Origin of the sequence: Streptomyces sp. SCL15-4, assembly GCF_033366695.1 — a bacterium.
Lineage (GTDB): Bacteria > Actinomycetota > Actinomycetes > Streptomycetales > Streptomycetaceae > Streptomyces.
In genome coordinates this window covers 7,293,015-7,318,704 of record NZ_JAOBTQ010000001.1, presented here as the reverse complement: position 1 = coordinate 7,318,704, position 25,690 = coordinate 7,293,015, and the positions used below count along the sequence as shown (strand labels likewise).

24 protein-coding genes are annotated in these 25,690 nt (G+C 74.0%); 6 read left to right on the top strand and 18 right to left on the bottom strand.

Annotation, left to right across the window (positions count from 1 at the left end):
- Positions 1-59: 59 nt before the first annotated feature.
- The 4 genes from hisG to SCK26_RS32990 all read right to left on the bottom strand — a co-directional run bounded on the left by hisG (position 60) and on the right by SCK26_RS32990 (position 3,462).
- The gene (gene hisG, locus SCK26_RS33005; protein ID WP_318205013.1) at positions 60-977 is read right to left on the bottom strand and encodes an ATP phosphoribosyltransferase; all 918 of its coding nucleotides are present in this window, start codon (positions 975-977) and stop codon (positions 60-62) included.
- A gap of 114 nt (positions 978-1,091) precedes the next feature.
- The gene (locus SCK26_RS33000) at positions 1,092-1,775 is read right to left on the bottom strand and encodes an SDR family oxidoreductase (protein ID WP_318205012.1); all 684 of its coding nucleotides are present in this window, start codon (positions 1,773-1,775) and stop codon (positions 1,092-1,094) included.
- A 13-nt stretch (positions 1,776-1,788) separates the two neighbouring features.
- Complete coding sequence (locus SCK26_RS32995) at positions 1,789-2,526, bottom strand: phosphoribosylaminoimidazolesuccinocarboxamide synthase (protein ID WP_318205011.1); 738 nt, start codon at positions 2,524-2,526, stop codon at positions 1,789-1,791.
- Between the two features lie 66 nt (positions 2,527-2,592).
- Positions 2,593-3,462, bottom strand: coding sequence for a hypothetical protein (locus SCK26_RS32990; protein ID WP_318205010.1), 870 nt, complete (start codon positions 3,460-3,462; stop codon positions 2,593-2,595).
- A 321-nt stretch (positions 3,463-3,783) separates the two neighbouring features.
- Between SCK26_RS32990 and SCK26_RS32985 the strand changes: the two genes are divergently transcribed.
- The 5 genes from SCK26_RS32985 to SCK26_RS32965 are packed head-to-tail and all read left to right on the top strand — an operon-like array spanning position 3,784 to position 7,999.
- Positions 3,784-4,902 carry an acyl-CoA dehydrogenase family protein gene (locus SCK26_RS32985; protein WP_318205009.1) on the top strand — a complete coding sequence of 373 codons (1,119 nt, stop codon included), beginning with the start codon at positions 3,784-3,786 and terminating at the stop codon, positions 4,900-4,902.
- A 23-nt stretch (positions 4,903-4,925) separates the two neighbouring features.
- Complete coding sequence (locus SCK26_RS32980) at positions 4,926-6,161, top strand: acyl-CoA dehydrogenase family protein (RefSeq protein WP_318205008.1); 1,236 nt, start codon at positions 4,926-4,928, stop codon at positions 6,159-6,161.
- A 55-nt stretch (positions 6,162-6,216) separates the two neighbouring features.
- The gene (locus SCK26_RS32975) at positions 6,217-6,771 is read left to right on the top strand and encodes an NUDIX hydrolase (RefSeq protein ID WP_318205007.1); all 555 of its coding nucleotides are present in this window, start codon (positions 6,217-6,219) and stop codon (positions 6,769-6,771) included.
- Positions 6,772-6,790: 19 nt separating this feature from the next.
- Positions 6,791-7,393 (top strand): hypothetical protein, encoded by a 603-nt coding sequence (locus tag SCK26_RS32970; RefSeq protein WP_318205006.1) that lies wholly within the window; start codon positions 6,791-6,793, stop codon positions 7,391-7,393.
- Positions 7,394-7,441: 48 nt separating this feature from the next.
- On the top strand, positions 7,442-7,999 hold the full coding sequence (locus SCK26_RS32965; RefSeq protein ID WP_318205005.1) for a TIGR03086 family metal-binding protein: 558 nt from the start codon (positions 7,442-7,444) through the stop codon (positions 7,997-7,999).
- Between the two features lie 57 nt (positions 8,000-8,056).
- Here SCK26_RS32965 and SCK26_RS32960 read toward each other — a convergent pair whose 3' ends face one another.
- The 14 genes from SCK26_RS32960 to SCK26_RS32895 form a co-directional block, all read right to left on the bottom strand.
- Positions 8,057-9,328 (bottom strand): CoA transferase, encoded by a 1,272-nt coding sequence (locus SCK26_RS32960; protein WP_318205004.1) that lies wholly within the window; start codon positions 9,326-9,328, stop codon positions 8,057-8,059.
- Positions 9,315-10,058: an acetoacetate decarboxylase family protein gene (locus tag SCK26_RS32955; RefSeq protein WP_318205003.1), complete on the bottom strand. Its 744-nt coding sequence runs from the start codon at positions 10,056-10,058 to the stop codon at positions 9,315-9,317. Before SCK26_RS32955 ends, SCK26_RS32960 begins: the two co-directional genes overlap by 14 nt.
- Positions 10,058-11,152 carry an LLM class flavin-dependent oxidoreductase gene (locus tag SCK26_RS32950; RefSeq protein ID WP_318205002.1) on the bottom strand — a complete coding sequence of 365 codons (1,095 nt, stop codon included), beginning with the start codon at positions 11,150-11,152 and terminating at the stop codon, positions 10,058-10,060. Before SCK26_RS32950 ends, SCK26_RS32955 begins: the two co-directional genes overlap by 1 nt.
- A 57-nt stretch (positions 11,153-11,209) precedes the next feature.
- On the bottom strand, positions 11,210-12,463 hold the full coding sequence (locus SCK26_RS32945; RefSeq protein ID WP_318205001.1) for an amidohydrolase family protein: 1,254 nt from the start codon (positions 12,461-12,463) through the stop codon (positions 11,210-11,212).
- Positions 12,460-12,654, bottom strand: coding sequence for a hypothetical protein (locus SCK26_RS32940; RefSeq protein WP_318205000.1), 195 nt, complete (start codon positions 12,652-12,654; stop codon positions 12,460-12,462). The genes SCK26_RS32945 and SCK26_RS32940 overlap by 4 nt, the downstream gene beginning before the upstream one ends.
- Positions 12,644-14,056, bottom strand: coding sequence for an adenylosuccinate synthase (locus SCK26_RS32935; RefSeq protein ID WP_318204999.1), 1,413 nt, complete (start codon positions 14,054-14,056; stop codon positions 12,644-12,646). The genes SCK26_RS32940 and SCK26_RS32935 overlap by 11 nt, the downstream gene beginning before the upstream one ends.
- Positions 14,047-15,051, bottom strand: a complete 1,005-nt coding sequence (locus SCK26_RS32930) for a phosphoribosylaminoimidazolesuccinocarboxamide synthase (RefSeq protein ID WP_318204998.1) — start codon at positions 15,049-15,051, stop codon at positions 14,047-14,049. The genes SCK26_RS32935 and SCK26_RS32930 overlap by 10 nt, the downstream gene beginning before the upstream one ends.
- A 32-nt stretch (positions 15,052-15,083) precedes the next feature.
- Complete coding sequence (locus tag SCK26_RS32925) at positions 15,084-16,139, bottom strand: beta-ribofuranosylaminobenzene 5'-phosphate synthase family protein (RefSeq protein ID WP_318204997.1); 1,056 nt, start codon at positions 16,137-16,139, stop codon at positions 15,084-15,086.
- Positions 16,140-16,188: 49 nt separating this feature from the next.
- A complete protein-coding gene (locus SCK26_RS32920; RefSeq protein WP_318204996.1) occupies positions 16,189-17,100 on the bottom strand; it encodes an ABC transporter substrate-binding protein in 912 nt (303 codons plus the stop codon).
- 176 nt (positions 17,101-17,276) lie between these two features.
- Positions 17,277-18,272, bottom strand: a complete 996-nt coding sequence (locus tag SCK26_RS32915) for a carbohydrate kinase family protein (RefSeq protein WP_318204995.1) — start codon at positions 18,270-18,272, stop codon at positions 17,277-17,279.
- 188 nt (positions 18,273-18,460) lie between these two features.
- On the bottom strand, positions 18,461-19,501 hold the full coding sequence (locus SCK26_RS32910) for an LLM class flavin-dependent oxidoreductase (RefSeq protein WP_318204994.1): 1,041 nt from the start codon (positions 19,499-19,501) through the stop codon (positions 18,461-18,463).
- A 5-nt stretch (positions 19,502-19,506) separates the two neighbouring features.
- Positions 19,507-21,192: an acetolactate synthase gene (locus SCK26_RS32905; RefSeq protein ID WP_318204993.1), complete on the bottom strand. Its 1,686-nt coding sequence runs from the start codon at positions 21,190-21,192 to the stop codon at positions 19,507-19,509.
- Between the two features lie 35 nt (positions 21,193-21,227).
- Positions 21,228-22,508 carry an acyl-CoA dehydrogenase family protein gene (locus tag SCK26_RS32900; RefSeq protein WP_318204992.1) on the bottom strand — a complete coding sequence of 427 codons (1,281 nt, stop codon included), beginning with the start codon at positions 22,506-22,508 and terminating at the stop codon, positions 21,228-21,230.
- 334 nt (positions 22,509-22,842) lie between these two features.
- A complete protein-coding gene (locus SCK26_RS32895) occupies positions 22,843-24,087 on the bottom strand; it encodes an MFS transporter (protein WP_318204991.1) in 1,245 nt (414 codons plus the stop codon).
- A 412-nt stretch (positions 24,088-24,499) separates the two neighbouring features.
- Here SCK26_RS32895 and SCK26_RS32890 point away from each other — a divergent pair, with 412 nt between their 5' ends.
- Positions 24,500-25,684, top strand: coding sequence for a hypothetical protein (locus tag SCK26_RS32890; protein ID WP_318204990.1), 1,185 nt, complete (start codon positions 24,500-24,502; stop codon positions 25,682-25,684).
- The last annotated feature ends 6 nt before the right edge of the window (positions 25,685-25,690 follow it).

Here is a 25,690-nt window from a genome sequence, read left to right as displayed (position 1 = left end):
GAGCGAAAGTTTCGCTGTTATGTTCGAATGTCGTCCCGGCGAGGCTATCGACAGCGGGTTCAGCGGTCAACGCTCGTGTCCCGGCCGTACCAGGACGCGTCGTCGCGGATCAGTTTCCGGATCGGCATCTCCACGATCTCGATCGCGCCGGCCCGCTCGACCAGCGAGGTCACCACGTCGGCGACCTCGTGGCCGGCGCAGACCACTTGGACGACCATCAGGCCGGGGCCGGTGCCGCTGTCCAGGCGCCACCAGCGCGGTGGCAGGAGGGGTTCGGCGTGGGACCAGCGGTCGGCGGGCAGGACGATGGTCAGCAGCCGGTGCAGGGGGCCGGCGTACGCGGCGCGCAGCAGGACCGAGAGGGTGCGGATCGTCGCCCGGGTGGTCCGGTCGGCCCAGACGGCCGGGTTGGCGACGAGGTTCACCCCGCACCGTCTGACCGTGTCGAGCACCCGGAGGTTGTTCTGCCGCAGCGAGGAACCGGTCTCGACGACCTCCACGACGGCGTCGGCGAGATCGGGGATCTTGGCCTCCGTGGTGCCGTGCGAGTGCAGGACCGTGGCCCGTACGCCCGAGCGCCGGAAGTACTCCCCCGCCATGGCCGGGTACTCCGTGGCGACCCGTACGCCGTCGGCCAGGTCGGCCACCGTGCGCGCCGGGTGGTCCTCGGGCACGGCCAGGACCACCCGCCAGCCCGAGCGCGTGGACTTGGAGTAGTCGAGGGTGTCCACCACCTCGACCTTGGCGCCCGTCTCCGCCACCCAGTCGGCGCCGGTGAGCCCGATGTCGCAGGTGCCGTTCGCCACGACGACGGGGATCTCCCGGGGCTTGTAGAAGACGACCCGGTCGACGGCCGGGTGGCCGACGGTCGCGCGGTAGGCGCGCGGCGCGTGTCTGCTCACGGGCAGGTCCGCGGCGGCGAGCAGTTCGAGTGTCGGCGCTTCCAGGGAACCGGTGGGGAGCGCGAGAGAGACCATGTCTTCACCCCGAGCGTGGTAAGCGGTCTGCGGGCGGGCGTTCCGGGAGACGCGGCGGCGCCGTGCCCGCGCCCGGCCGCCGGCCGGGTGCGGGGCGGTCGGCCGCCCGCGGCCTCAGACGTGCAGCAGCCGGTCGATCCCGGTCACCGGGGGCGCGGGGAGCCTGGCCGGGCGGATCTCCAGTTCCCCGACGACCACGTCGCGCGGCCAGCCGTCGATCACGGCCGCGACGCAGTCGCCGACCGACTCCGTGCTCATCTTGTACGGCGTGTCGTCCCCGTCGAGATTGGAGATGGCGCCCGGCGAGATCAGGCAGGCGCGGACGCCGTTCCCGCGCTCCTCCAGCAGCAGCGTCTCCACCAGCGCCTTCAGGGCCGCCTTGGTCGCGCTGTAGGCGGCCCCGCCCTCGAAGCAGCGGGTCGCCGCGTGGCTGCCCATCGCGACGAACAGGCCCTGGCTCGCACGCAGGGCCGGCAGGGTGTGCCGGATCAGGTGGAACACCGACGTCAGGTTGATCGCGACGAGCCGGTCCCAGTCCCGGGCCGGCAGGTCGGCCAGCGGCAGGAAGGCCCGGTCGACGGCGTTGGCGACGCACACGTCGAGCCGTCCGGTGCCGGCGACGGCCTCGGCGGCGCACTCGGCGATCCGCTCCGGGTCGCTCAGGTCGCAGCGCAGCTCCCCGAGCCAGTCCTCGCCGCACAGCGTGCGGTTCAGCGACCGGATCCGGTAGCCGCGCCGGTCCAGCGCGGCGGCGATGGCTCTGCCGGTGCCCCGGTTGGTGCCGGTCACGAGCGCCACGGGACGCTCCGCCTCACAGGGCATCGAAGGCTCGCTTCCACTGGTGCACGATCTCGGCGCCCGGCACGCCGTCGCGGAACAGGTCCTTGTCGAGGGGCGAGCCGTCCGCGTGCCGCAGCCGCATGCAGTCCTGGGAGACCTCCGAGATCAGCCACAGCCCGCCGTCCGCGCCGGTGCCGAAGATGAGGCAGAAGTCCCAGACCTCCAGCGGCGCGAGCCAGTCGCGCAGCACGTCGTTGACGACGAGAGCCTGGTCCCGCATGGCGCCGACCGGCAGGCCGAGCGCCCGCAGATAGTCCTCGCCGATGGGCTGGTCCTCCGGGTCGACGCGGTAGTCGAACTTCACGACCGGGCGCGGCAGGGGCTGTCCGTCCGGGAACAGCCCGGGGTACTTGCGGGTCGTGGAGCCGGTGGCCACGTTCTTGACGATGACCTCGAACGGCGGGGCGGGCCGGTACTCCGCCAGGTACATGGTCGCGGAGACCCGGCCGCGGAAGGCGCAGCGCACACCGGCCTCGGTGAGGCGGGCGGCGGCGCGTTCGTAGAAGTCCAGCCGCAACGGGCCGGTCTCGTCCACCATTTCGTCCCGCGCGTAGGTGAAGCTGCGCAGGCTCGGGACGAGCCGGACCAGGCAGAGGTCGTCGGGCAGCAGCCACAGCTGCTTGCTGCGGCCGGTGATGTCGGGCGGCCTCGTCTGCGCCAGCCGTGTCAACTGCTCGGTGTCGTACGGGCCGAGGGGGCCGGTGGTCATGTCGTTGCCTCCCGCTCGCGGGTCTGTCGGGGACGCCGGGACGGCGCCGGTGCGCTGTGCGGGCGGCTAGGTGGCGGTGCTCCCCAGCCCGGCGAACCTGTCGGCGATGAAGTCGGCCCAGGTGGCGTCCAGGACGGTCAGCCGGCCGTCCGCGGTGATCCGCCACTGGCGCGCGTCGTGCGGCGGGTAGGCGAACAGCACGGACGACAGCCGTTCGTAGCCCGCCCGGGTGTCCGCGCGGTGCACCCGGTGGGTGGAGGGACGGAACCGGCCGTCGGAGGCGCCGGCGAGCATCCTGCCGATGTTGCACAGCACGACGTCCGTCTTCGCGATCACCGGCTCGACCCAGGTGCCGTCGTGCAGGACGTACTGCAATCCCTGGTCGCTGGGCGGCAGTTGCAGGCCCAGCATCTGAATACCCGAGTGTTCGTGCGCGAGGATCTCGCGCCCGCCGGTGTCGCGGTAGCGGATGACCCGGAGGTTGGCCGCGTCCCGTGACAGCTCCAGCGGGGGCGCGTTCGGCGGCAGCATGCCGTGGATCACCTCGGCGAACAGCCGGACCAGGGTGAAGGCGGTGTCGAAGACGCCGGTGGCCGCCTCCCCGAACCGCGGGAAGGCGCGCAGGACGTGCGCGGCGCCCGGCGGCCGGTCGGCGATCATGGCACCGCTCACATGGATGAACTCCTTCGGATCGGCCACGCCGCCCGCCAGGCGCGGCACCTCCGAGAGATGGGGGAAGAACCCGTGGGTGCCGCCGCTGGAGATCTGGGGCACCCGCTCATAGGCGTAGTCGGACAGGCGGGGCCGGTCCGAGTCGCAGGCTTCGGAGAAACCGCGGGTCAGCTCTTCGACGCGGGCGCCGATACCCGGCACCTCGACGGCCATGAAACCCCAGTCGGTGAGCTGGGTGCTGATTTCCCCGGCCGCGGACCGCATGTCCGCTTCCGCATTTCCGGTGCTTATCGAAGGGATACGGCCGCTGAGCTTCATGGGGGGAACACCCACTGGCACTCCAGACGAGCGTTTCGCGGAACACGCCGATGGCCTCGCACAGGGCAAAACAGTCTACCGAGGCCGGTGCACCCGTCAAGGAGTCGTCCGGGCCGATCACCGCGGGTGCGCCGGTGGCCGGATCGGCACCGTCGGCGGGGGGTGCGGGCGGCGACAACCGGCCTGATGCCACCGCGCACTTCCGCCCCGAACGGCCATCGATTACGTTGCTGGCACGAATTGCTGCGGACGGCGGGAGTGGTTGCCGTGGCCCACCCCTTCAGTGACGATCACGAGCGATTGCGCGAAACAGTACGCCGTTTTCTCGCCGAGAAATCACCCGAAACCGAGGTCCGGCGCCTGATGGAGGAGCCGGAGGGCTTCGACCGCGCGGTGTGGCGGCAGATGGCGGAACAACTGGAGCTGATGGCACTGACCGTCCCGGGGAAATACGGCGGGGCCGGTTACTCGTACGCGGAATTGAGCGTCGTACTCGACGAGATGGGCCGGGCGCTGCTGTGCGCGCCGTACTTCGCGACCGTGGCGCTGGCGGCCAATCTGCTGCTCGCCTCACCGGACGAGTCGGCCAGGGCGGACTATCTGCCCGGCATCGCGAGCGGCCGTACCATCGCCACGGTCGCGCTCGCCGAACGGCAAGGACTGTGGAGCGAGAGCGGCATCGCCCTGGAGGCCACCGGGGCGCCGGACGGGTCCTGGCGGCTGTCCGGGGAGAAGCACTACGTCCTGGACGGCCATGTCGCCGATCTGGTGCTCGTGGCCGCCAGGACGAGGGCCGGGATCTCGCTGTTCGCCGTGGAGAAGGACGCCGCCGGTCTCGCCGCCGTCCCGGTCGCCGCCCTGGACCCGACCCGCAGGCTCGCCCGGCTCTCCTTCGACCGGGTGCGGGCCCGCCCGGTCGGCGCCGACGGCGAGGGCTGGCCCGCCGTGGCCCGGATGCTCGACCTGGCGGCCGTGGCGCTGGCCGCCGAACAGGTCGGCGGGGCGCAGCGGGTGCTGGAGATGGCCGTCGGCTACGCCGGACTCAGGGTGCAGTTCGGGCGGCCCATCGGCAGCTTCCAGGCCATCAAGCACAAGTGCGCCGACATGCTGCTTCAGGTGGAGTCGGCGCGGGCCGCGGCCTATCACGCCGGCTGGGCGGTGGCCGAGGACGACGACGAGGTGCCCGTCCTGGCGAGCCTGGCCAAGGCCTGCTGCTCCGAGGCCTACTTCCACGCCGCCGCGGAGAACATCCAGATCCACGGGGGCATCGGCTACACCTGGGAGCATCCCGCGCACCTCTACTTCCGGCGGGCCAAGAGCAGCGAGCTGCTCTTCGGTGACGCCGCCCACCACCGCGAGCTGCTGGCTCGGCGGATCGGAGTCTGAGCACCGACGGACCGGAGGAGACGTTGGAAGCAGCCCCGGGCACGCCCGCGTTCTCGCACCTGCCCCGCACCGGGCCGTTCCGCCGCCGGGTGCGGGCCTGGCTGGCGGCCGGGGTCCCGCCCGGCCTCCGGGCCGACGGCCTCCCGGCGGCGCCCGACGACGGCCGCGCGGCGTACGCCGCCTGGGAGCGCCGGCTGCTCGGCGCGGGGCTGGTGTGCCCCGCGTGGCCGCGGCGGTACGGCGGGGCGGGCCTCGGTGTGTCCGAGGTGCTGGTGCTGGAGGAGGAGTGCGCGCGCGCCGGTGTGCCGAGGATCGGCCGCGGAGCCGGTGAACTGGTCGTCGGGCCGGTGCTGCTGGCCCACGGCACCGAGGAGCAGCGCGCCCGGCTGCTGCCCGGCATCCTGTCGGGCCGGGACACGTACTGCGAGGCGTACGCGGAGCCGTCCCACGGGTCCGATCCGGCGTCCGTGGAGACCCGGGGCACGATCGACGGCGACGAGATCGTGGTCACCGGCCGCAAGGCGTGGGTCGACGGTGCCCACCGGGCCGGCTGGGCCCTCGTGCTGTGCCGGACGGCTCCGGACGCGGACCGGCACCGGGGCCTGTCGTGCGTCGTGGTACGGCTGGACGACGGCAACGGCACCCGGGTGCGCCCGGTCCGCTCGGCGGACGGGTCACAGGATCTGTGCGAGGTGGTCTTCGACGGCGCCCGCGCTCCGCTGCGCGATGTCGTCGGCGGTCCGGGGGGCGGCTGGCCGGTGGTGATGACCGCGCTGGCGCACCGGCGCACCGGCCGCGCGGCGGCGTCCCTCACCGGTTTCGAGGCCGGGTTCCGGGACCTCGTCAGGGAGGCGCAGAAGGCCGGACGGACACAGGATCCTCTGGTCAGGGACCAGCTGGCGGAGGCGTACACGCGGATGGTGCTGCTGCGCTGGGCGGTCGCCGATCCACCGGCGCCCGGGACGCCGGGTGCCGGGGCGGCCGTGGTGGGGCTGATGCGGGCCGAGTACCGCCGCCGGTTCGGCGAGATCGCCCTCGCGGTGACCGGCACGGCCGCGCTGCTCGGCCCGGACCCCGGAGAAGAGGCCGGCGACCCGGCGGGCCGCTGGCAGCGGCTGTTCCTGTCGGGCCGGGGGGACACGATCGGCGACGGTACGAGCGAGGTCCTGCGGGACGTCGTCGCGGAACGCCTCCTGGGACTGCCGAAGGAGCCCTCGGCCGCCGGGAGCGGCGGGGACGTCACGGGTGGCCGAAGGTGAGCGGTCCGGCCCGTGCGCGCCACCGGGCTGACGAGTCGTCACTAGGATGCCGCGCATGGTCACAGCCCATCACGCAGTCCTCGATCTCCTTGCCCGCTACGAGCCGAAGAGCGCCGCCGAACGCGCGGACGTGGAGCGGGTGCGCGCCCTCGTCGCGTCGGGCGACCCGTGGCGGCGGTCGAATCCGCTGCACGTCACCGGGTCCGCGCTGATCGTGCACGAGGAGAGCGGCCGGGTCCTGCTGCGCTGGCACCAGCGGCACCGGTCCTGGCTGCTGGTCGGCGGGCACGCCGACCCGGACGAGACGGACCCGCTCGCCATCGCCCTGCGCGAGGGCCGGGAGGAGACGGGCCTCGCCGACCTCGCGCCCTGGCCGGACGCCGAGGTCCGGCACCTGGTGATCGTGCCGGTGCCGGCAGGCGCCCGGGAGGCGGCGCACGAACACGCCGACATCCGCTTCGTGCTGGCCACCCGTGCCCCCGAGACGGCCCGCCCCGAGAACCCGCAGGCCCCGCTGCGCTGGCTGACGCCGCGGGAGGCGCGCGGTGTGATCACCGAGGAGAACATCCAGGAGACGCTGTCCCGCGTGGAGCCACTGCTCGCGGGCTGACCCGGCCTGAGGGGCCCAGATGTACGCGGTACTGTCAGTGACGGACAAGACGGGCATCACCGAGCTGGGAACCGCTCTGAGCCGGCTGGGCCTGCGCCTGGTGGCCACCGCCGGCACCGCCGGACTACTGCGGGAGGCCGGGCTGGACGCCACGGTCATCGGCGAGCTGTCCGGGGTGCCCGAGCTGATGGGCGGCCGGGTCCGGGCGTTCCACCCGTCGGTCTTCGGCGGACTGCTGTACCGCCGTGGGCACCCGGCCGACGAGGCGGACGTCCGGCGCCACCACGTCCCCCGCATCGACGTGCTGGTGTGCAACTTCCGCGACCTGCCGCCCGGGGACGTCCGCGCCGGCGTAGCGGACTCCATCGACGTGGGCGGCCCCGCCATGGTGCGGGCCGCCGCCAAGAACCACACCGATGTGCTGCCCGTCGTGGACCCGGCGGACTACGGCGCCGTCGTCGACGCCCTGACCGCCGCCGGCGGCCGGGCCGGCGCCACCGACCCCGCGTTCCGGCGCCGGCTGGCCGTGAAGGCGTTCGCCCGTACGGCGGCCTACGACGCGTCGATCCACCGGGCCCTCGCCCGCCTCGCCGAGCCCGAGGCGGAACGGCCCCGGCCCTGAACCCCGCGCGACCTCACGCCCACGACATCGAGAACGGTGGTCTCTGCCATGGACATCCGGGCCCTGCACGCGCAAGCCCTGCTCTCGACGGACCGGTTCGTCGCCGCCGTCGGCGCCGGCCGGTGGGAGGCGCCGACCCCGTGCGAGAAGTGGAACGTACGGCAGGTCGTGAACCATCTCGTGGCCGGGAACCTGTGGGTGCGCGAGCTGGGCGGCGGCCGGACGATCCGGGACGTCGGCACGGAACTCGACGGCGACCTGCTCGGCGACGACCCGGCCGCCGCGCACGCGGCGTCCGTCGCGGCGGCGACCGGGGCGTTCGCGGCCGAGGACGCCATGGAACGGCTGTGGCCGCTCTCCTACGGCGAGCGGCCGGGCCGGGTGTACGCCCGGCAGCGGTTCGTGGACGTGCTGATCCACGGCTGGGACATCGGCCGGGCGCTGGAGCCGGACCCCCGGCTGCCGGCCGGTCTGGTCGACGCCTGCCTGGAACTCTTCGACAGCCGCCCGCGGATGTTCGCCCAGTGGGGCTTCGCCGAGGTGGCGGTGGAGCCGGGCGCGGACCCGCAGGCCCGGCTGCTCGCCCTGGCCGGCCGCCGCCCCTGACCCGCCGGCGGTCACGCCGGGACCCGGTGCGCTCCGGGCCGGGCCCGCGCCCGTCGCCTACCCCCGCGCCGGTCCGTCGTCGTCCAGCGCCGCCAGGACCTCCGCGGTGTGCTCGCCGAGCAGCGGCGGCCGCCGGTACACGCCGGAGGGGGTCGCGGTGAAGCGGATCGGGCAGTTGGGGAACACCACCGGTCGGGCGTCGCCCGGCTGGTCCACGGCGACGAGCATGTCCCGGGCCCGGACGTGGGGGTCGGTGAACAGGTCGGCGGCGTCGTTCACCGGACCCAGCGGGACCCGGCCGCCGAGTTCCGCGGCGATCTCGGCGGTGGTCCGCCGCAGCGTCCAGCCGGCGATCGCCCGGTGCACGAGCGCGGCGTTGGCGACCCGGTCGCCGTTGGTGCGGGTCCGCTCGTCGGCGACGAGGTCGGGGCGGCCCATCGTCTCGCACAGCACCTTCCAGTGGTTGTCCGTGGGGGCGGCGATGGCGCACTGGCCGTCCTTGGTGGGGAAGATGTCGAAGGGCACCAGTTGCGGATGGCTGTTGCCGGTGGGAGCGCTGACCACTCCGGTGTAGGAGTACCGGTAGACGGCGGTCTCGCACAGGGAGACGATCGAGTCGACCATGGCCACGTCGACCATCTGGCCCTCCCCCGTGGCCCGCGCGTGGTGCAGGGCGGAGAGGATGCCGACGGCCGCCAGCGTGGCGGGGTACAGGTCGCCGATGGTCGGGCCGACGCGGACGCCCTCGTGCCCGGCCGGCCCGGTCATGCTGACCAGCCCGCCCATGGCCTGGGCGACGATGTCGTAGGCGGGCCAGTCCCCGTAGGGGCTGGTGCCGGTGCGCGGGTCGCCGAAGCCGCGGATCGCCGCGTACACCAGCCGGGGGTTGCGGGCGTGCAGCGCCTCGTACTGCAGTCCCCAGCGCTCCATCACGCCCGACCGGTAGTTCTCCACCAGCACGTCCGCGGTGTCGACGAGCTTCAGCAGCCGCTCCCGGTCGGCGGGGGCGCCGAGGTCCAGGACGATGCCCCGCTTGTTGCGGTTGATGCTGGCGAACAGCCCGCCGTAGTGCCGGCCGGTGTCGTCCTTGGTGAACGGGCCCGCGAACCGGGGCAGGTCCCCGGCGGGCGGCTCGATCTTGACGACGTCGGCGCCGAGGTCGCCCAGCAGCATCGTGCAGAACGGGCCGGACACGGCGCGGGTGAGGTCGACGACCCGGACACCCTTCAGCGGGCCGGTGGGCCCGGGCCGCATCGGCGCGGCGTTCCGGTGGCCGGTGAGGTGGGCGCTCGGGCCGTCCGGCGCGTGCTCGGGGCTAGGCGTGGTCAATGCGTTCCGTCCCTTCGGAGGCGCTCACATCGGCGCGGCAGAGGTACCGGACCGGCCGGAACACCACGTCACCGGTGAGCGAGACGGCCGATATCGGGTACGCGGGCCGCAGCCGGGGCTCGCCCCAGCCGGCGGCCTCGAAGGCGGCCAGCACCGGCCGGCCGCGCTGGGCGGCCGTGACGTCGTAGCCGCGCTCGACCTGGACGAGCCGGTGGCCGCGCGGCGTGCGGGCCAGGTGCATGGAGTCGGTGAACTGCAGGTCGGCGGGGGCCAGCGGGACGGGGTCGAGCAGGCGCGCGTCGAGCAGGAGGCGGCCGTCGGCGCGGACCTCGGCGGTGGCTCCGTGGTAACGCAGCCGCAGCCCGACGGCGGCCGGGCGGACCCGGTGTCCCCACCTTCGGGCGAGCAGCCGGGCCGCCTCCTCGCCGTCGACGAAGCACGACACGTGGAAGCCCCTGCTGCGCGCGCCGCTGCGGCACACGACGCGGGTCTCGGCCAGGGTGAACGGTCCGGCGTCGCTCTCGGCGGCCCGCAGCACGGACACGGTGATCACCGGCGGGTTGACCGGGTGCAGGGCCGGGGGCAGGATCTCCTGCCGGGCGCGGCCGTCTATCTGGTAGACGATCTGGAGGAGTTCCGCGCCGTGGCAGACCAGCGGCTCGGTGGCGGGGGCGGCGACGTAGGGGGCGCCCACGGCCAGGGTCTCGGGGTCGGCGGTTCCGCTGAGCATCAGCTGCCGCCCTCCGCGAAGTGCGGCATGACCTCGGCGGCGAACAGCCGCATGCTGGCCAGCACTTGGTCCTGGGGCACCAGATTCGCCGTGTTCAGCAGGAAGTTGATCGCGTCCACGCCCATGCTCTCCCAGATCTTGACGGCCTTGACGATGCGGTCCGGGTCGCCGATGGCGACGCCCTCGGGAACGGGCCGCCGGGCCGCCGGGCTGTCGTCGCGGACCCGGTCGACCCCGCCCGGCGCGAGATTGCCGAGCGACCGGTACGCCGGGGTGGGATAGACCTCCCGCGCCCACAGCAGCTGGCTGTTGAGCATGCCGAAGGCGTCGAACATGGCGCCGCCGATCCGGGCCGCGGTGGCGTCGTCCTCGTGGCAGAAGAGGTAGTTCATGGTGGCCACCTGGTCGTTGACCGCGCGTCCGGCCGGGTCGCACTGCTGGATGCGCTTGCGATACTCGCCGGTGCGCCGTTCCTGTTCCTTGAAGCTCGCCGCGGCGACCCCGAGGCAGCCGATGCCCCGGTCGGCCGCGTCGCGCTCGGTGCCGGGAGAGGTCACCGTCACCCACAGCGGCGGGTGGGGGTCCTGCACCGGTTTGGGCACCACGGGACGCTCGGGCAGGGTGAAGGTGGTGCCGTCGTAGCGGACGTGTTCCTCGGTCCACATGCGGGGCAGTACGTCGATGTACTCGTCCCAGGACATCTTGGTGCTGTCCGGGTCGGCCATGAAGCCGCCCAGTTCGGTGATGGTCGAGGCGCGTGCGGTGCCGACGTCCAGCCGGCCGCCGGAGAGGATGTCGAGGGCGGCGGCCCGTTCGGCGACACGCACCGGATGGTTGATCTGGGGCACGCACACCACGCCGCCGTGGCCGACGCGCAGCCGTGACGTCGACATGGCGACCGCGGTGAGGAACACCTCGGGGGCCGAGCAGTGCGAGTACTCCTGGAGGAAGTGGTGCTCGACCGCCCAGGCCGTGGTGAACCCCAGTTCGTCGGCCAGCCTGCTCTGTTCCAGGGCGTCCTGGTAGGCCTGTATCTCGTCGGCGCGGCCCAACGGCTGTGGTACCGACAGTTCGAAGAAGATGCCGAATTTCATGCGTGCTCCCGTCAGGCTCGTGCCGAGGCCGGCTGCGTGCGATGCCGCCGTCTTGCGTCAGCCGGCCGGTGCCTCGGGCCCGCGCACCCGGCGTCCGGCGGCGACGACCAGCCGCGCTCGCAGCAGGGCCCCGATGTCGCGCAGCGGGTCGCCGTCCACCGCGAGCAGGTCGGCGCGGTGTCCGGGGGCCAGCACGCCGGCGTCGTCGAGGCCGAGCCCGGCCGCGGCGCCGGAGGTGGCGGCGACCAGCGCCTGGTGGCGGGTCAGTCCGATGCCGTCCTCCCCGACCAGGGCCGCCAGGTCCGCCGGGAACCCGTCGAAGGCGCGGTGCGGGACGCCCGCGTCCGAGCCCGCGACCAGGGGCACCCCGGCGGCGAGCAGCAGCCCGAAGACCTCGCGCAGGCGCCGGTGCCGGTCCCGGAAGCGGGGCGCGATCAGCTCGGTGCCGTCTCGCATCCGGTGCAGGGCGCCGCTGATCGTGGGGACGAAGGCGATGGAGCGGGCGGCCATCAGGTCGGCGGTGGCCGGGTCGTACGCGATGCCGTCGGCCGTCTCGAAGAGGCAGTGCTCGATGGTGCGGGCGCCCGCGGCGGCGGCCCGGCGGATGCTGAGCGGGTCGTAGGCGTGGGTCGCGACCGGGCGGCCCAGCCGGTCGCTCTCGTCCACGCAGGCCCGGACCTCCTCCTCGCTGAACTGCGGGCGCACCGGGTTGGTCCGGGGTGTCAGATTGCCGCCGCTGACCATGAGTTTGATCCAGTCCGCGCCGTCGCGCACCTGCGTTCTGACGGCGACCCGGATGTCGGTGGGCGAGTCGCACTCGTGGCTGAACCAGTGGCAGTGGCCGCCGGTGACGGTGATCGGCTGCCCGCTGGTCAGCACCCGGGGTCCGGGGATGCGGCCGTCGGCGACCGCGGCGCGCAGCGGGAAGGCGACCTCGTTCAGGGTGCCCAGGTCGCGGACGGTGGTCACGCCGGCCTCCACGGCGGCCCGCAGATTGACGACGGCGCGTACGGCGAGGGCCGCGGCGCCGGCCCGGGCCTCCCGTTTGTAGTCGCGGACGGGCACGTCCGATCCGCTGAAGGTCAGGTGCACATGGGCGTCGATGAGCCCGGGCATGAGGGTGGCGCCGGGCAGGTCCAGCCGGGAGCCGGCCGTGACGTCGCCGTCGCCGAGGTCCGCCTGCCGGCCGACGGCGGCGATGCGGTCGCCGTCCACGAGGACGAAGCCGTGCCGGACGGATTCGGCGGCAACCCCGTCCCAGACCCGGCCGGCCGTGATGAGACAGCGGCCGGTGCTCTCCTGTCCGTTCACACTCGCCCCTCCTCGTCGGGTACGGCGGCCCACGGGTCCGGCGCCGGGCGGGCGCGGCACTGCGTGCGGGAGGCCGGGACCGTGCCGGGCCGCCCGTCCGGCGCGGCGGCGAGGGCGTCCGGTGCGGCGCGGGCCGGGAGCCGTTCGGGTGCGGCGGTCACACCGCCGGCCGCCGGGTGCTCAACGGGCACGGGTCGCCTCCGGGCCGGTGGTCGTGCCGTGGCGCGGCGGTGTCGCCGCGGGCGCCAGGAGGGGTGTGTCGCCGAGGAGGACGGTGTCCTCGCGGCGGGGGCCCACGCCGACGGCGGCGATCTCCACGCCGAGCGCGTCGGCGAGGTGGTCGATGTAGTGCCGGGCGGCGCCGGGCAGCGCCGCCGGGCCCCGGCGCGCCACGCTGGGCCAGTCCGTGTCCGCCCAGCCGTCGAAGCGCCGCAGCACCGGGGTGGCCGCCGCCAGGTCGGGCAGCCGTGACGGGAAGGTGTCGGTGACCCGGCCGCCGATCCGGTACCCGGTGACCACGCTGACCTCGGCCAGGCCGGCCAGGACGTCGATGTTGGTCAGGCACAGCCGCCGGATGCCCTCGACCTCGACGGCGCGCCGGACCATCGGGAGGTCGAACCAGCCCACGCGGCGCCTGCGGCCGGTGACGGTGCCCCACTCCCGGCCCCGGGTGACGAGGTGGTCGGCGACCGCGCCGTCCACCTCCGCCAGCAGCGGGCCGCCGCCGACCTGCACGGTGTACGCCTTGGCGACGCCGAGCACGCTGAAGTCCTGGGCCGGGGAGGTGCCGGTGCCCACGGTGACGCCGCCGGCGCCGCTGTAGCCGCTGGTCACATACGGGTAGGTGCCGTGCTCCAGGTCCAGGCCGAAGCTCTGGGCGCCCTCGTAGACGATGTGCCGTCCGTCGGCGCGGGCCTGCCGCAGGAACCGCGACACGTCGCACAGGTGGGGTTCCAGCCGCCGGCCGGCCGCGCCGTACCGCGCCACGAGCCGGTCGATCTCCTCGCCGGCCGGCTCCGGGGCCGCCGGACGGCCGAGGACGCGTTCCAGCAGCCCGCGTTTGAGCGGCACCAGCCGGGACAGCCGGGCGCGCAGCAGGTTTTCGTCCAGCAGGTCGGCCATCCGCAGGCCGATCCGCGCCGCCTTGTCCTCCCGGCAGGGGCCGACGCCGCGCACGGTGGTGCCGAGCCGGCCGGTGCCGTGCGCGAAGCCGGTCGCCGCGGTGGTGGCGAGTTCGGTGCCGCGCCAGTCCTCCTCGGCCGCGTCCTGTTCTACGTGGTAGGGGAAGATGACGTGCGCCAGTTCGCTGATCCGCAGGTCCACCCGCAGTCCGGCCGCGCGCAGCGCGGACAGTTCGGCCAGCAGGGCCACCGGTTCGATGACGCAGCCGTTGCCGAGCACGGCGACGGCGCCGCGCAGCACCCCGGCGGGCACCTGCACGAACCGGTGCTCGGCGCCGTCCGCCACGACGGTGTGACCGGTGTTGGGGCCCGCCTGGTAGCGGACGACGGCGTACGCGGACGCGCACGCGATGTCGGTGAACTTGCCCTTGCCCTCGTCGCCCGCCTGGCATCCGACGATGATCAGGTCCATGCCGCACCCGCCCCGGGCTCGGTACGGCGGGCGCCGGGCGCGAGGGCCGCCAGCCGGTCCAGCACCCGGTCCAGGTCGTCGGCGCCCCACACCCGGGTGCCGGTCCACAGCTCGCACAGCGACCGGTACATCTCGCCGACCAGTGCCACCACCTCGCGCGGCAGCGGGTCGGGCGCGGGCCAGGCCGAGCGGGGCCGGCCCTCCCGGACCCACTCCTCCACGCGGGACTGCAGCCCGGTGACCGCGTAGTGGTCGCGCAGTACCTGCTTGTCGGCGTGGGCGCCGTCCAGCAGGAGCCGGGCCTCGTCGGGGGTGCCCGCGTGGTCGACCAGGATCAGCCGGCCCCGCGCGTCCCGGCCGTACTCGACCTTGCCGTCGGCGAGCACCAGTCCGACGCGGCGGGCGTGTTCGGCCACCACCTCGGCCACCAGCCGGGTGCGGTCCTCCAGTTCCGCCTGCTGCTCCGTGTCCAGCCCGCCGATCGCCGCGGCCTCGTCCCGGCCCACGAAGCGGTCGATCTCCTCCAGCTTGGTGGTGTACTCGATGACCGGGCGGTCCAGCACGGTGCCGGGAGCGGGCGGCCGGGTGAGACCGAGGTCGGCCGGTTGCAGGCGTCCCAGCCGCAGGCGGCGCAGCACCGAGGAGCCCTCGGGGAGCATGGTGCGGAAGATGACCTGGAGCGGGACGAGGTGGTTGACGTCCGCCGGCCCGAGCGGCCGCTCGCGCGGGTCGAGGACCCTCAGCAGGTCGAACTCCATCCGGTCGGGCGGATGGAAGGCGCGGAAGTGGCTGGGCACGCCCGCCTCGGCCAGCAGGCCGAAGTTGAAGACCGCGATGCGGCAGCAGGCCTCGCCCTTGCCCGGGACGGAGTCGGGCATCTTGCCGTAGTGGAAGACCGAGTAGTCGTCGGTGAACCGGAAACTGCCCACTCCGCCGCGCCCGTCGGACGGCTCCCGCCGGACGTGCAGATCCTTGGTCGAGAACCTCTTCGGCACTGCTGCCTCCTCGCGTGCTCGTTCCCGGCGGGTCAGGCGACGGTGGTCCGGCCGTCGTCGTCGAGCACCGGGACCCAGTCGACGTCGGCGGGGACGTTGCGGGCACCGCTGAACCAGAACTCGCGGACGACGCCGGATTCCCGCAGCCCGGACAGCCACCGCAGGGCGGCCCGCGGACGCCGGGTGAAGGCGTAGCACATCGGCCCCTCGGAGCTCATCGCGACGGCGTCGATCTCCTGACCCCGGCGCGCCTCCTCCAGCAGGTACTTCACCTGGGAGGACTGCATGTCGATCTGCTTCTGCTTGAAGTGGCTCTCGTACGTCAGGAAGTTCACCGCGCGGCAGAAGGAGGGGTAGTCCGCCTCCAGGACCGAGGTGGCCAGGTTCATCAGGACCGCGTGGGCGGTGCGGCGGGCCTCCTCGGCCGGGATGGGCAGCGTCCGGGCGAAGAACTGCCGTTCGGTCTCGCCGTGCATCTGGTGGCCGTTCGGGATGATCACCAGGACCGGCCAGGTGGGGAACGGCGCGGAGATCAGCACGGGGGGCCGTTTGCCGCCGCCCGCGAACCGGGTGGGGACCAGATAGCGCTTCGGGTCCTCGGCGAAGTCGTCGGGGTTGAGATGGCCGCCGTCGACGAGGAAGCCGCCGCGTTCTATGAGGTTGGGGCTGGCGCCCGAGGTGCCGGCCCGGCCCGCGGTCCGGGCGATCTCCGCGGTGGGGACACAGAGCCCGGCGAACTGGGCGTAGGCGCGGCCCACGGCGACGGCCGTGGTGGTGCCCGAGCCGAAGCCCGTGTGCGGCGGCAGCCCCTTGCGGATCACCACCTTCGCCGGCGGTCCGTCCCACGCCTCCCTGAGGCGGTCCAGCAGGGCGCCGACGGCGCGCAGGTGGGCCGAGCCGTTCTCGTCCGCCTCGACGGCGTTCTCGTGGTGCGGCAGGACGACGGCCTCCAGGCCGGGCGAGCGCAGCGCCATGGACGCCATGCCGTTGCGGCGGCCGGTCTCGCCGTTCAGGTCGATCAGTGTGAAGCTGACGCGGCATCCGGTACGGACGCGCACGCCCCATTCCTGCGACAGGGGCTCGGACATGGCGTCTCCCTCGGTCTCCTCGGACGGCCTCGGTCTGCGTCCGTCCCGCTCAGCGGACCGGGTCCGTCTCCGGGTCCTGGACGACCAGGTCCTCGTACCGGGCCCCCGGCTCGATCAGGCCCCAGCGCCGCATCCAGGCGTAGGCCTTCTCGAACTCCAGGCGGGTGTACGGCTGTGGAGGCACGTAGCGCAGCCGCGGCAGGTGGAAGTCGTCCGGGGTGATCTCGCCCGCGAAGTCCTCGGGCAGCGAGTCGATCAGATAGTGCAGGTAGGGGCGCTTGTCCCGGTCGAGCGCGGTGACCGCCCGGTCGATCGCCCGGTTGCAGGCCGCGTAGACGGCGCGGTCGAAGTCCGGCGCCACCAGCTCCAGTCCCGCGTAGTGCGTCTCGATGACCTTCTGGAAGCCCTGCTTCTCGGCCAGGGTGATCCACGGCTCCGACAGGGCGACGGCCGCCGCCTCGCCGGACTGGACGGCGCGGTAGCCGTCGATGGTGTGGTAGCCCACCGTCTTGATCTCGTCGGCCTCCAGGAAGCCCTCCAGCATCTGGATCGCCGCGTAGTGGTTGCCGTTGTGGAAGCTGACCGCCACGGGCGCGTTCGCCAGGGTCTGCGGGTAGAGGTACGCCGAGCCGGGCGCCGCCATCAGGGCCATCACGGCGACCGACGAGCGCTTCCCGATGATCTTCGCTCCCCGGCGGCTGTCGTGGGCGCGCCGGATCTGTCCCCACTCGCAGGCGCGGTACAGGTCGACGCGGCCCTCCTCGAAGGGCACGTGGTTGCGGATCGAGTCGACCAGTTCGTGGTCCGCCACCGGTTCGGTCAGCTTCTGCTCCGCGCGGTTCCGGACGAATTCCACCGCGACGTCCTCCTCGGCGAAATAGCCGAGTTCGTCGGCGACCAGCCACGGCAGCGCGAAGACGGCGGACGGGCCGATACCTTCGGTGCGCACGGTAACCGTCATGAGAACGACCCCTCTCCCGAAACCATGTTCCGCCCGATGAAGAATTACCACACCAAGAGCGGACTGCCAACCCTGCCTGAATTCCGTGGAATTCGGGCAGGAGAAATCGTCGCACCGTCCCGACGGATTTCCCGTCGAAAAAACGTGGTCGACCGTTTTTTCCTCGCGCTCGGAATTCAGGGTCTTCGGGCCGGCTCGGGCGGCACGGGGGCCCGCGCCTGCCGTACGGTGAGGACCGTCCGCGCCCTGGCGACGCCCAGCGCGAGGCACTCGGGGTGGCTCAGGTCCGACAGCAGGCCGTTGAGGAAGCCGCCGGCGAAGGCGTCGCCGGCGCCGACCGCGCTGGTGACCGGGGAGCCGGGCGCGCTGACGCGGTGCCGGCCGCCCGGCCCGTGCGCGAGCGCGCCGCGGGCGCCCAGTGTGACCACGCCGAGCATGCCGTGCCGGGCCAGCACCGCGGCCGCCGCCTCGGCGTCGTCGGTGCCGGTGAGGGCCGTGGCCTCGGCCTCGTTGCCGAGGACGACGTCGACCCCGGCGGCCAGCAGTTCGGCGAAGCGCCAGCGCCGGGTGCGCACGAGGGCGGGGTCGGAGAGGGCGAGGATGCGCAGCGCGCCGAGCGCGACGGCGCCCCGCAGGGCGTCACGGGCCGCCGCACAGCCCTCCTCGGAGGCCAGCAGATAGCCCTCCACCAGCATCCCCTGACAGGACCCGGCGTCGGCCAGGCACGCCTCCACCGCGTCCGGCAGCATCCGCAGCCGCCAGCGCTCGCCCTGCCAGATGAGGAAGGCCCGCTCGCCGTCGGGAAGCAGCAGCACCAGGCAGCGCCCGGTCCGGCCCCGGCCGGGCGCGCGGACCGGCACCGTCACCCCGCGCGCGGCCAGGTCGTCCCGGACGGCCCGGGCGAGCGGGTCGTCCATGGACGCCGTGGCGAGTGCCGCCCGGCCGCCGTCGGCCGCGAAGGCGACGCAGGTGTTGGCGGCGCTGCCGCCCGCCGACACCGCGGCCCGCGCGCCCTCCCGCTCCAGCCGGGCGAGCACCTCGGCCAGCGCGTCGAACTCCAGGAAGTCGGCGGCGCCCGGCTCCACGCCGAGCCGGGCGCACACCTGTGGCCGGACGGCGACCACCAGGTCGGCGAGGGCGTCCCCGAGCGCGACGAGGCTCGCGGGCGCCATCAGAAGTGCTCCGCCGTCGCGTGCGTCCCGGCCGTCTTCCCGGCGGGCCGGCCGGATAATTCTCCGGCCGCCTGCCGGAAGCCGATATCGCTCGGGCCCGCGGTGTCGTACCGGTCGGAGGAAATACAGTGATCGATGCTCAAGAAGACCTCCCGGCCGCCTCGTTCGAAAGTCCCGGAACCATCCCATCACAGCAGTTTCGGGATGACCTCCCGGGTCAGCAGCAGGAAGGATTCGTGACTCAATGGCGCGCACAGCAGATAATGCAGTCCGATCTCCTCCTGGAGGGCTTTGATCCGTTCGGCGACCCGGGCGGGGCTGCCGTGGATCACGACGTCGTCCGCGTAGGCCTCGGCCCGGTCCCGGCCGTCGTGCCGTGCCCCGCGGTCACCGGCCGGGCGGATGCTGCGGGAGTAGTCGCGCCGGGAGGGGTCGCTCAGCGAGCCGAGGGTCCAGCGGGTGCCGCGCAGCGCGATCCGCCGGGCCTCCTCGTCGGTCGGGGCGACCGCGATCAGCCGTGCCATGGGGATGACGCGGCCGTCGACGGGATGGCCGGCGTCCGCCAGGCCCTGCCGGTACGCCCGGTACTTGACGCCGATGGCCGCGTGGCTGGAGTGCGGGTCCATCAGGATCGAGTAGCCGGCCGAGGCCGCCCAGGCGACCGCCTCCGGTGAGGAGGCGGCCATCCACACCGGCGGGTGCGGCCGTTGCAGCGGCTTGGGCAGCACCTCGATGTCCTCGAAGGTGTGGAACCGGCCTCGGTGCGTGAGGCGTTCCTGCCGCCATGCCTGGAGGACGACCTCCACGTTCTCGCGGAACAGCGCGTAGCTGCGTTCCAGGTCGAGCCCGAACACCCGGAACTCGGTCGGGTCGTTGCCGCGGCCCGCGCCCCAGTTCACCCGCCCGCCGGACAGCACGTCGAGCAGCGCGATCTCCTCGGCGAGCCGCAGCGGGTGCTGCATCGCGGCCAGCGAGACGGCGGTGCCGATGCGCAGCCGCTCGGTGCGGGCGGCGACCATCGTCCCCATCATGCTCACCGACGGGGAGACCGAGTAGGTGGTGAAGTGGTGCTCGGCGAGCCACACCGCGTCGTAGACGCCCGACCGTTCCATGAGGTCGATCCGCTCCAGCGAGCGGCTGTAGACGGTTTCCGGCGGCACCCTGCGGCCGGGCCAGGAGAAGAACTGCAGGACGCCGAAGCCGAGTCGGCCGTGGTCCGCTGCCGTCATGCCAGTCACCCCAGTTTCGCCGAGCGCCGGTAGGCCACCTCGGGGTCGGTGAGTACGTTGACGAGGTACGGCACATGCGCCGCGAAGGCCCGGCGCAGCGCCGGGGCGATGCCTCGCGGGTCGGTGACGGTCTCGCCGGCCCCGCCGAGCGCCGCGGCCACCTGGTCGTAGCGGCTGCCCGGCCGGAGGTCCGCCGCGACGTCCGAGCCGTAGAGTGCGCGCATCGGGTGCTTCTCCAGCCCCCAGACGCCGTTGTTGCCGACGACCATCACCACCGGCAGCCGGTGCCGGACCAGTGTGTCGACGTCGCCGGCCGAGAAGCCGAAGGCGCCGTCCCCGAGGAGCAGCACCACCTGCCGGTCCGGGTGCAGCAGCCGGGCGGCGATCGCGTAGCCGAGGCCGTTGCCGAGACAGCCGAACGGGCCGGGGTCGAGCCAGTGGCCGGGCCGGTGGGAGTCGAGGAGCCGGCCCGCGTACGAGGCGAAGTCGCCGCCGTCCACGACGACGACGGCGTCGTGGTCGAGCTGGGCGATGAGTTCGCCGAGGACGCGGGCCGGGTGGATCGGTGTGCCGGGGTGCTCCAGCTCCGGCCGTTCGGCCGCGCGCAGGGCCCGTTCGCGTGCGCGCAGCCGCCGCGTCCACTCCTCGTGGTCGGCCCGGGGCCCGGACCAGGCGGCCATGCCGTCGAGGATCCGGCCGAGGTCCCCGGCCGGTGCGGCGGCGGTGGGCACGTGGGTGGCGCGCAGCGCGGGGTGGTCCACGGCGTGCACGACGCGCGCGTCCCCGAACCGGCCGAAGGAGAGCCGGAAGTCCAAGGGGGTGCCCGCCACCACGACGACGTCGGCCTCCTTCAGCGCGTCGCGGGACCGGCCGAACGCCAGCTCGTGGCCGGCGGGCAGACAGCCCCGGCCCTGCCCGTTGGCGAACGTCGGCACGCGCAGCGACTCGGCGCAGTGGCGCAGCGCCTCCCAGGCCCCGCCCCACCAGACGTCGCTTCCGGCCACGAGGACCGGGCGGCGAGCGGTGGCCAGGAGTCCGGCGGCCCGGGCGATCTCGTCGGGGTCGGGGTCCGGGGGGACGGCCGGGAGCGGCGGGTCGAGTGCGGCGGTTGCCCGGCGGTGCATCACGTCGAGGGGGATGTCGAGGAACACCGGGCCGCGGTGCGGGGTGGCGGCCGTGGCCAGGAGCGCCCGCAGCGCGCCGGGGACGGCGTCGGTGCGGGTGGCGGTCCGGGCGTCCTTGGTCACGGGTGCCACCACGGGGAGGTGGTCGAACTCCTGGAGGGCCCCCGAGCCCCGGCGGCGCTGCGCGGCGCGCCCGGCCAGCACCATGACGGGCGCGCCGTTGGCCTGGGCGGTCGCCAGGCCGCTGATGCCGTTGGTGACGCCGGGGCCGGCGGTGAGCAGCGCCACCGCGGGACGGCGGCCGAGCCGGGCGTAGCCTTCCGCGGCGAACACCGCGGTCTGTTCGTGGCGGACGTCGACGACGCGCATCCCGGCACGGGCCGCGGCGTGCAGGACGGAGAAGATGTGACCGCCCGACAGGGTGAACAAGGTGTCCACCCCGTGGGCCCGCAGGGCGGCGACGGCGAGTTCGCCGCCCTCCCCCTCGATCCGCCGGGGACCGGCCGGCCCGGGTGCGGGGGCCGGCGCGGCCTCGTGCCGGGGGTTCCGGTAACCGTTCGGGTCCACGCCTGCCCCTTCGGTCGGCTGCTGCGGTCGTCGGGCTACTCGCGCTGCGTCCCCACGCGCAGCTCGCGGAAGGGCACGTCACGGTCGGCCTCCGGCTCCCGGGGCAGTCCGAGCACGCGTTCTCCTATGAGGGTGCGCTGGATCTCGTCCGTGCCGCCCGCGATGGACAGCGACTGCACCGACAGCGCCATCTGCTGGAACGCGCCCTCACCGGTGGTCTCCGGGCCGGTCAGCATGCCTTCGGCGCCCAGCAGGGACAGGCCGAGGTCGCGGGCCTGCCGTCCGGTGGCGGACCCGGCGAGCTTGCCCAGGGACGCATCGGGCCCCGGGCGGCGCGCGGAGCGGGCCCGCTGGTTGCGCAGGCGGTTGGTCCGCGCCGTCGTGTACAGGGCCATGAGCCGCTGGCGGACGACGGGGTCCTCGGACCGGCCCACTTCGCGGGCCAGGCCGATCAGCGCCTCCGGGGTGCGCACTCCCCGGCGGACCCCGGCGGCCCGTTCCGCCCGGCGGTGTTCCTCGGCGAGTTCCGCGATGGGACGGTGCAGCATTCCGCCGCGCCGGCCGGGCCGGGCGATCCGCGCGGGCCGGAGCACGCCGCCGCCGCCCACTTCCTGGCGTTCGTGGGCCAGGCTGGCCACGGCCAGCGGCCAGCCCCGCCCGACGGCGCCGATGACCCGCCCGGCCGGCACCACCACGTCGGTGAGGAAGACCTCGTTGAAGGTGGCGCGGCCGTTCATCTGCCGGATCGGCCGGACGTCGACGCCGGGCTGGTCCAGGTCGACGACGAAGAAGGTGATGCCCTTGCGTTTGGGGACGGAGGAGTCCGTGCGGGCGAGGGCCAGTCCGCGGTCGGCGTCCTCGGCCTCCCGGGACCACACCTTCTGGCCGTTCAGGACCCAGCGGTCGCCGTCGCGGTCGGCCCGCAGTTGCAGGCTCGCCAGGTCCGAGCCGGCGCCGGGCTCGCTGAACAGCTGGCACCAGGACTCCGTGCCGGCGGCCAGCGCGGGCACCCAGCGGCGCTGCTGCTCGGGCGTGCCGTGTTCGAGCAGGACGGGCCCGCCCACCATCTGCCCGACACCGCCGGGCGGGCCGAGCGCGCCGGCTCTCGCGATCTCCTCGGACACCGCCCGGGCCGACCCGCGGTCCAGGCCGCGGCCGCCCATTCCGGCGGGCCAGGTGGGAAAGGCGTATCCGGCCTCGGCGAGCATGCGCCACCAGTCGCCGACCGGGAGTTCCTCGCTCCAGTTCTCCCGGAGCCAGTCCCGTGTCTCCTGCCGTAGTTCCGCCGTCTGCCCGGATTCCCGATTTCCTGCCAACTGCCGGATACCTCCGAGAACTCGGTCGTCATGTCCGCCGCTCGTCGCGCCGCGGAAACCGCATGATCGGATGTGGAGAAGCCGGGCCCGTGTACGGGAAGGGCCCTCGCGCACGTGTATCGGGCGTGCGAACGCAGTGAAAACCAGGACCGGGTGAAAGAGGATCACACGGTTTCCCGGTGCGGTCAGTCTAGGGTCACCGCGGGCTCGTGCCGATACGGAATCCAATTGATCGTTTTGTTTGGCTCATATCGTTCAGTGGCGCGTTCACCCGCTCCGCGCCGGGCCTTTTTCCGCCATGCCGGTCGGGGTGTGTTTCCGGCCGGTCGCGGACTCATCCGGCCGCGCGCCGCACCGAGGCGCGCAGCAGCAGGGTCCCGGGGACGCAGACGGCCAGCACGGTGGGCGCGACGGCCCACCAGCCGCCGGCGGCCAGCACCGCGAAGCCGGCCAGCGGTGGGCCGAGCAGCGAGCCGAGGCTGCCGACCTGGGCCAGCAGTCCGTTGGCGAGGTCGATGTCGGCGGGGTCCGCGACGACGGCGGGGATCATCGCGAAGGCGGCGGCGACGACGAGTTCGTTGGCCAGCGCGACGAGGACCGCGCCGGCGGCGGCGAGGCCGGTCCCGCCCCAGTGCAGGAAGGCGACGGCCGTGCCCAGCGGCATCAGGAGCGCCCCGGTGAACAGCCGGCGCACCGGCACCCCGCGGCGCAGCAGCCAGCCGCTGAGGAATCCGCCGACGGTGCCGGTCAGCGAGACGGCCCCGGTGAGGGTGCCGGCCGCCGACGTGGGCACGTGGAGCACCTCGTGCAGATAGGTGGGGAACAGGGACACCACCGCGACGATGGTGCCGCTGGCGGTGGCGAAGCCCAGGGACAGCAGGAAGGGCCGCAGCAGGCGGCGCGCCGTACGCCGGTCGGGGGCCGGGGCGGCTTCGGCGGGGTCCGGCCCGCCGGCGGCCGGGGCCCGCCCGCCGAGCGCGAGGACGGCGGTCGTCCCGACGGCGAGCAGGGTGCACGCCTGCACGACCAGCCAGGTGCGCCAGCCGAGGAACGCCGACAGCACACCGCCGAGGAACAGCCCCAGCGCCAGGCCCACCGGGAAGTACGTGCCCCACACGGCGAGCGCGGTGGTCCGCCGGGGTCCGCCGCCCATGGAGATGATGAGCGCGGGGGCGGCCACGACGACGGCGACGTATCCGATCCCTTCCACCAGCCGTGCGCCCAGCAGCGGCCAGAAGTGCCCGGCCCGGGCCTCCAGCAGTCCCGCCGCCGCCATGACGGCGCAGCCGGCGAACAGGGCCTTGCGAGGTGCCGTGCGGGCGACGAGGTAGCTCACCGGCAGCCCGAGGACCGCGGCGACCGCCGTGAGAGAGGAGGTGATCAGCGCGACCTGGTCCAGGGAGAGGGCCAGCGCGGCGCGCAGGTCCACCGCGATCGGGGCGAACTTGCCGAGGCCGGTGGCGGCCAGCGTCCCGCAGCCGTAGAGCAGCGCGAAGCGCGGCCAGTACGCCGATGACCCGGGGGACTCGGCGGTCTCCGGCCGTCCGGTCCGGACGGCACCGTCTGCGTCGCTGGTCACACGCCGGTCACCTGTTTGATCGGAGATACACGGAATCCGGAGCCTATCCGGGGTGCCGGCGCGCGGCAAGGCGCCACACGAGTGGCCGCGAGGACGCGAGTTGACGCACGGTCGGGCCGTGAATTCCCCGACCGAAAAGTTCCGGACAACGGTCCCTCGAATTCCGGCGCTCCGGGAGCCGTATTTCGATCACCTCGCCGAAATACCCGCGCGCCGGGCGGGGTTGACGGCTGGTGCGCGGGCCCGGTTTCCTGGAAAGTGGACACGGCCGGGGACCCGCGGACAGTCCCGGGCGGCAGCGCTCGGCGAAAAGGCGCGGGACGGCTTCACCGGCCGGCGGGCCGAACTCCCGGCACGGCTCACGCGAAAGACGCCGCGCGCCCGGCGTCGGTATTTCCTCCGAGAGGCGGCAATGGTCGGTGACCCGACGCGTCTGCGTCTGAAGTACGGCCTCAACCCACAGCAGCGCGGCGCGGTGGCGGAGACGTCCGGCGGCGGTCCCCTGCCCCTGTCCGTCCTGTGCGGCACCCCTTCCGTCGTGAACCTGCTGGACGCCTTGCAGGGCTGGCAGCTGGTACGGGAGGCGAGCCGGGCGCTGGGCCTGCCCGCGGCGGCCTCCATGAAGCACGTCTCCCCCGCCGGCGCGGCCGTCGCAGGCGAGGTCGACCCGGTCGCCCGGGCCGCCTTCCGGCTGGGCGGTGAGGTGTCCGCCCTGGCCTCGGCCTACGCCCGGGCCCGGGACTGCGACCCGCGCTCCTCCTACGGCGACCTGGTCGCGCTGTCCCATCCCGTCGACAGGGACACCGCGTCCCTGCTGGCCAGGGTGGTGTCCGACGGTGTCATCGCGCCGGACTACGAACCGGGCGTGCTGGAGGTGCTGTCGCGCAAGAAGCGGGGCGCCTTCCTGGTGCTGCGGGTCGACCCCGGCTACGAGCCGCCCGCCGAGCAGGTCAGGGACGTGTTCGGGATACGGATCACCCAGGACGCCGATCCGCTCGTGATCGGCCCCGGCGTGCTGGCCCGGGGCGCCGAGGGCGGCACACCGCCCACCGCACGGCAGCTGCGGGACGCCGTACTCGGGCTGGTCACCGTCCGGTACACGCAGTCCAACTCGGTGGCCTGCGTCCACGACGGGCGCACGATCGGCATCGGAGCGGGCCAGCAGTCGCGGGTGGACTGTGTGCGGCTGGCCGGGGAGAAGGCCGACCGCTGGCGGCTGCGGCGCCACCCGCTGCTCGCGGAAGCCCGCTTTCCCGCCGCCCTGTCGATCCAGGACCGTGTGAACGGCGTGCTGCGGCTGATCGAGGCGGAACCGGGCGCGGCGGCCGGGACCGGTGCGGCCGGACGGGTCCCCGGTCTGCCGGCCGAGCCGCTGGACGCCTTTGAGAAGAGCGCCTGGCTGGCCGGGCACACGCCGTGCACGCTGGTCTCCGACGCCTATCTGCCCTTCCGGGACAACGTGGACGTCGCGGCCGGGCACGGGGTGCGCTGCATCGTCGAGGGCGGCGGGTCGAGCCGCGGCAAGGAGGTCGCGGCGGCCTGCGAGGAGCACTCCATCGCCTTGGTCCGCACCGGACTGAGGCTGTTCTGCCACTGAACCGCG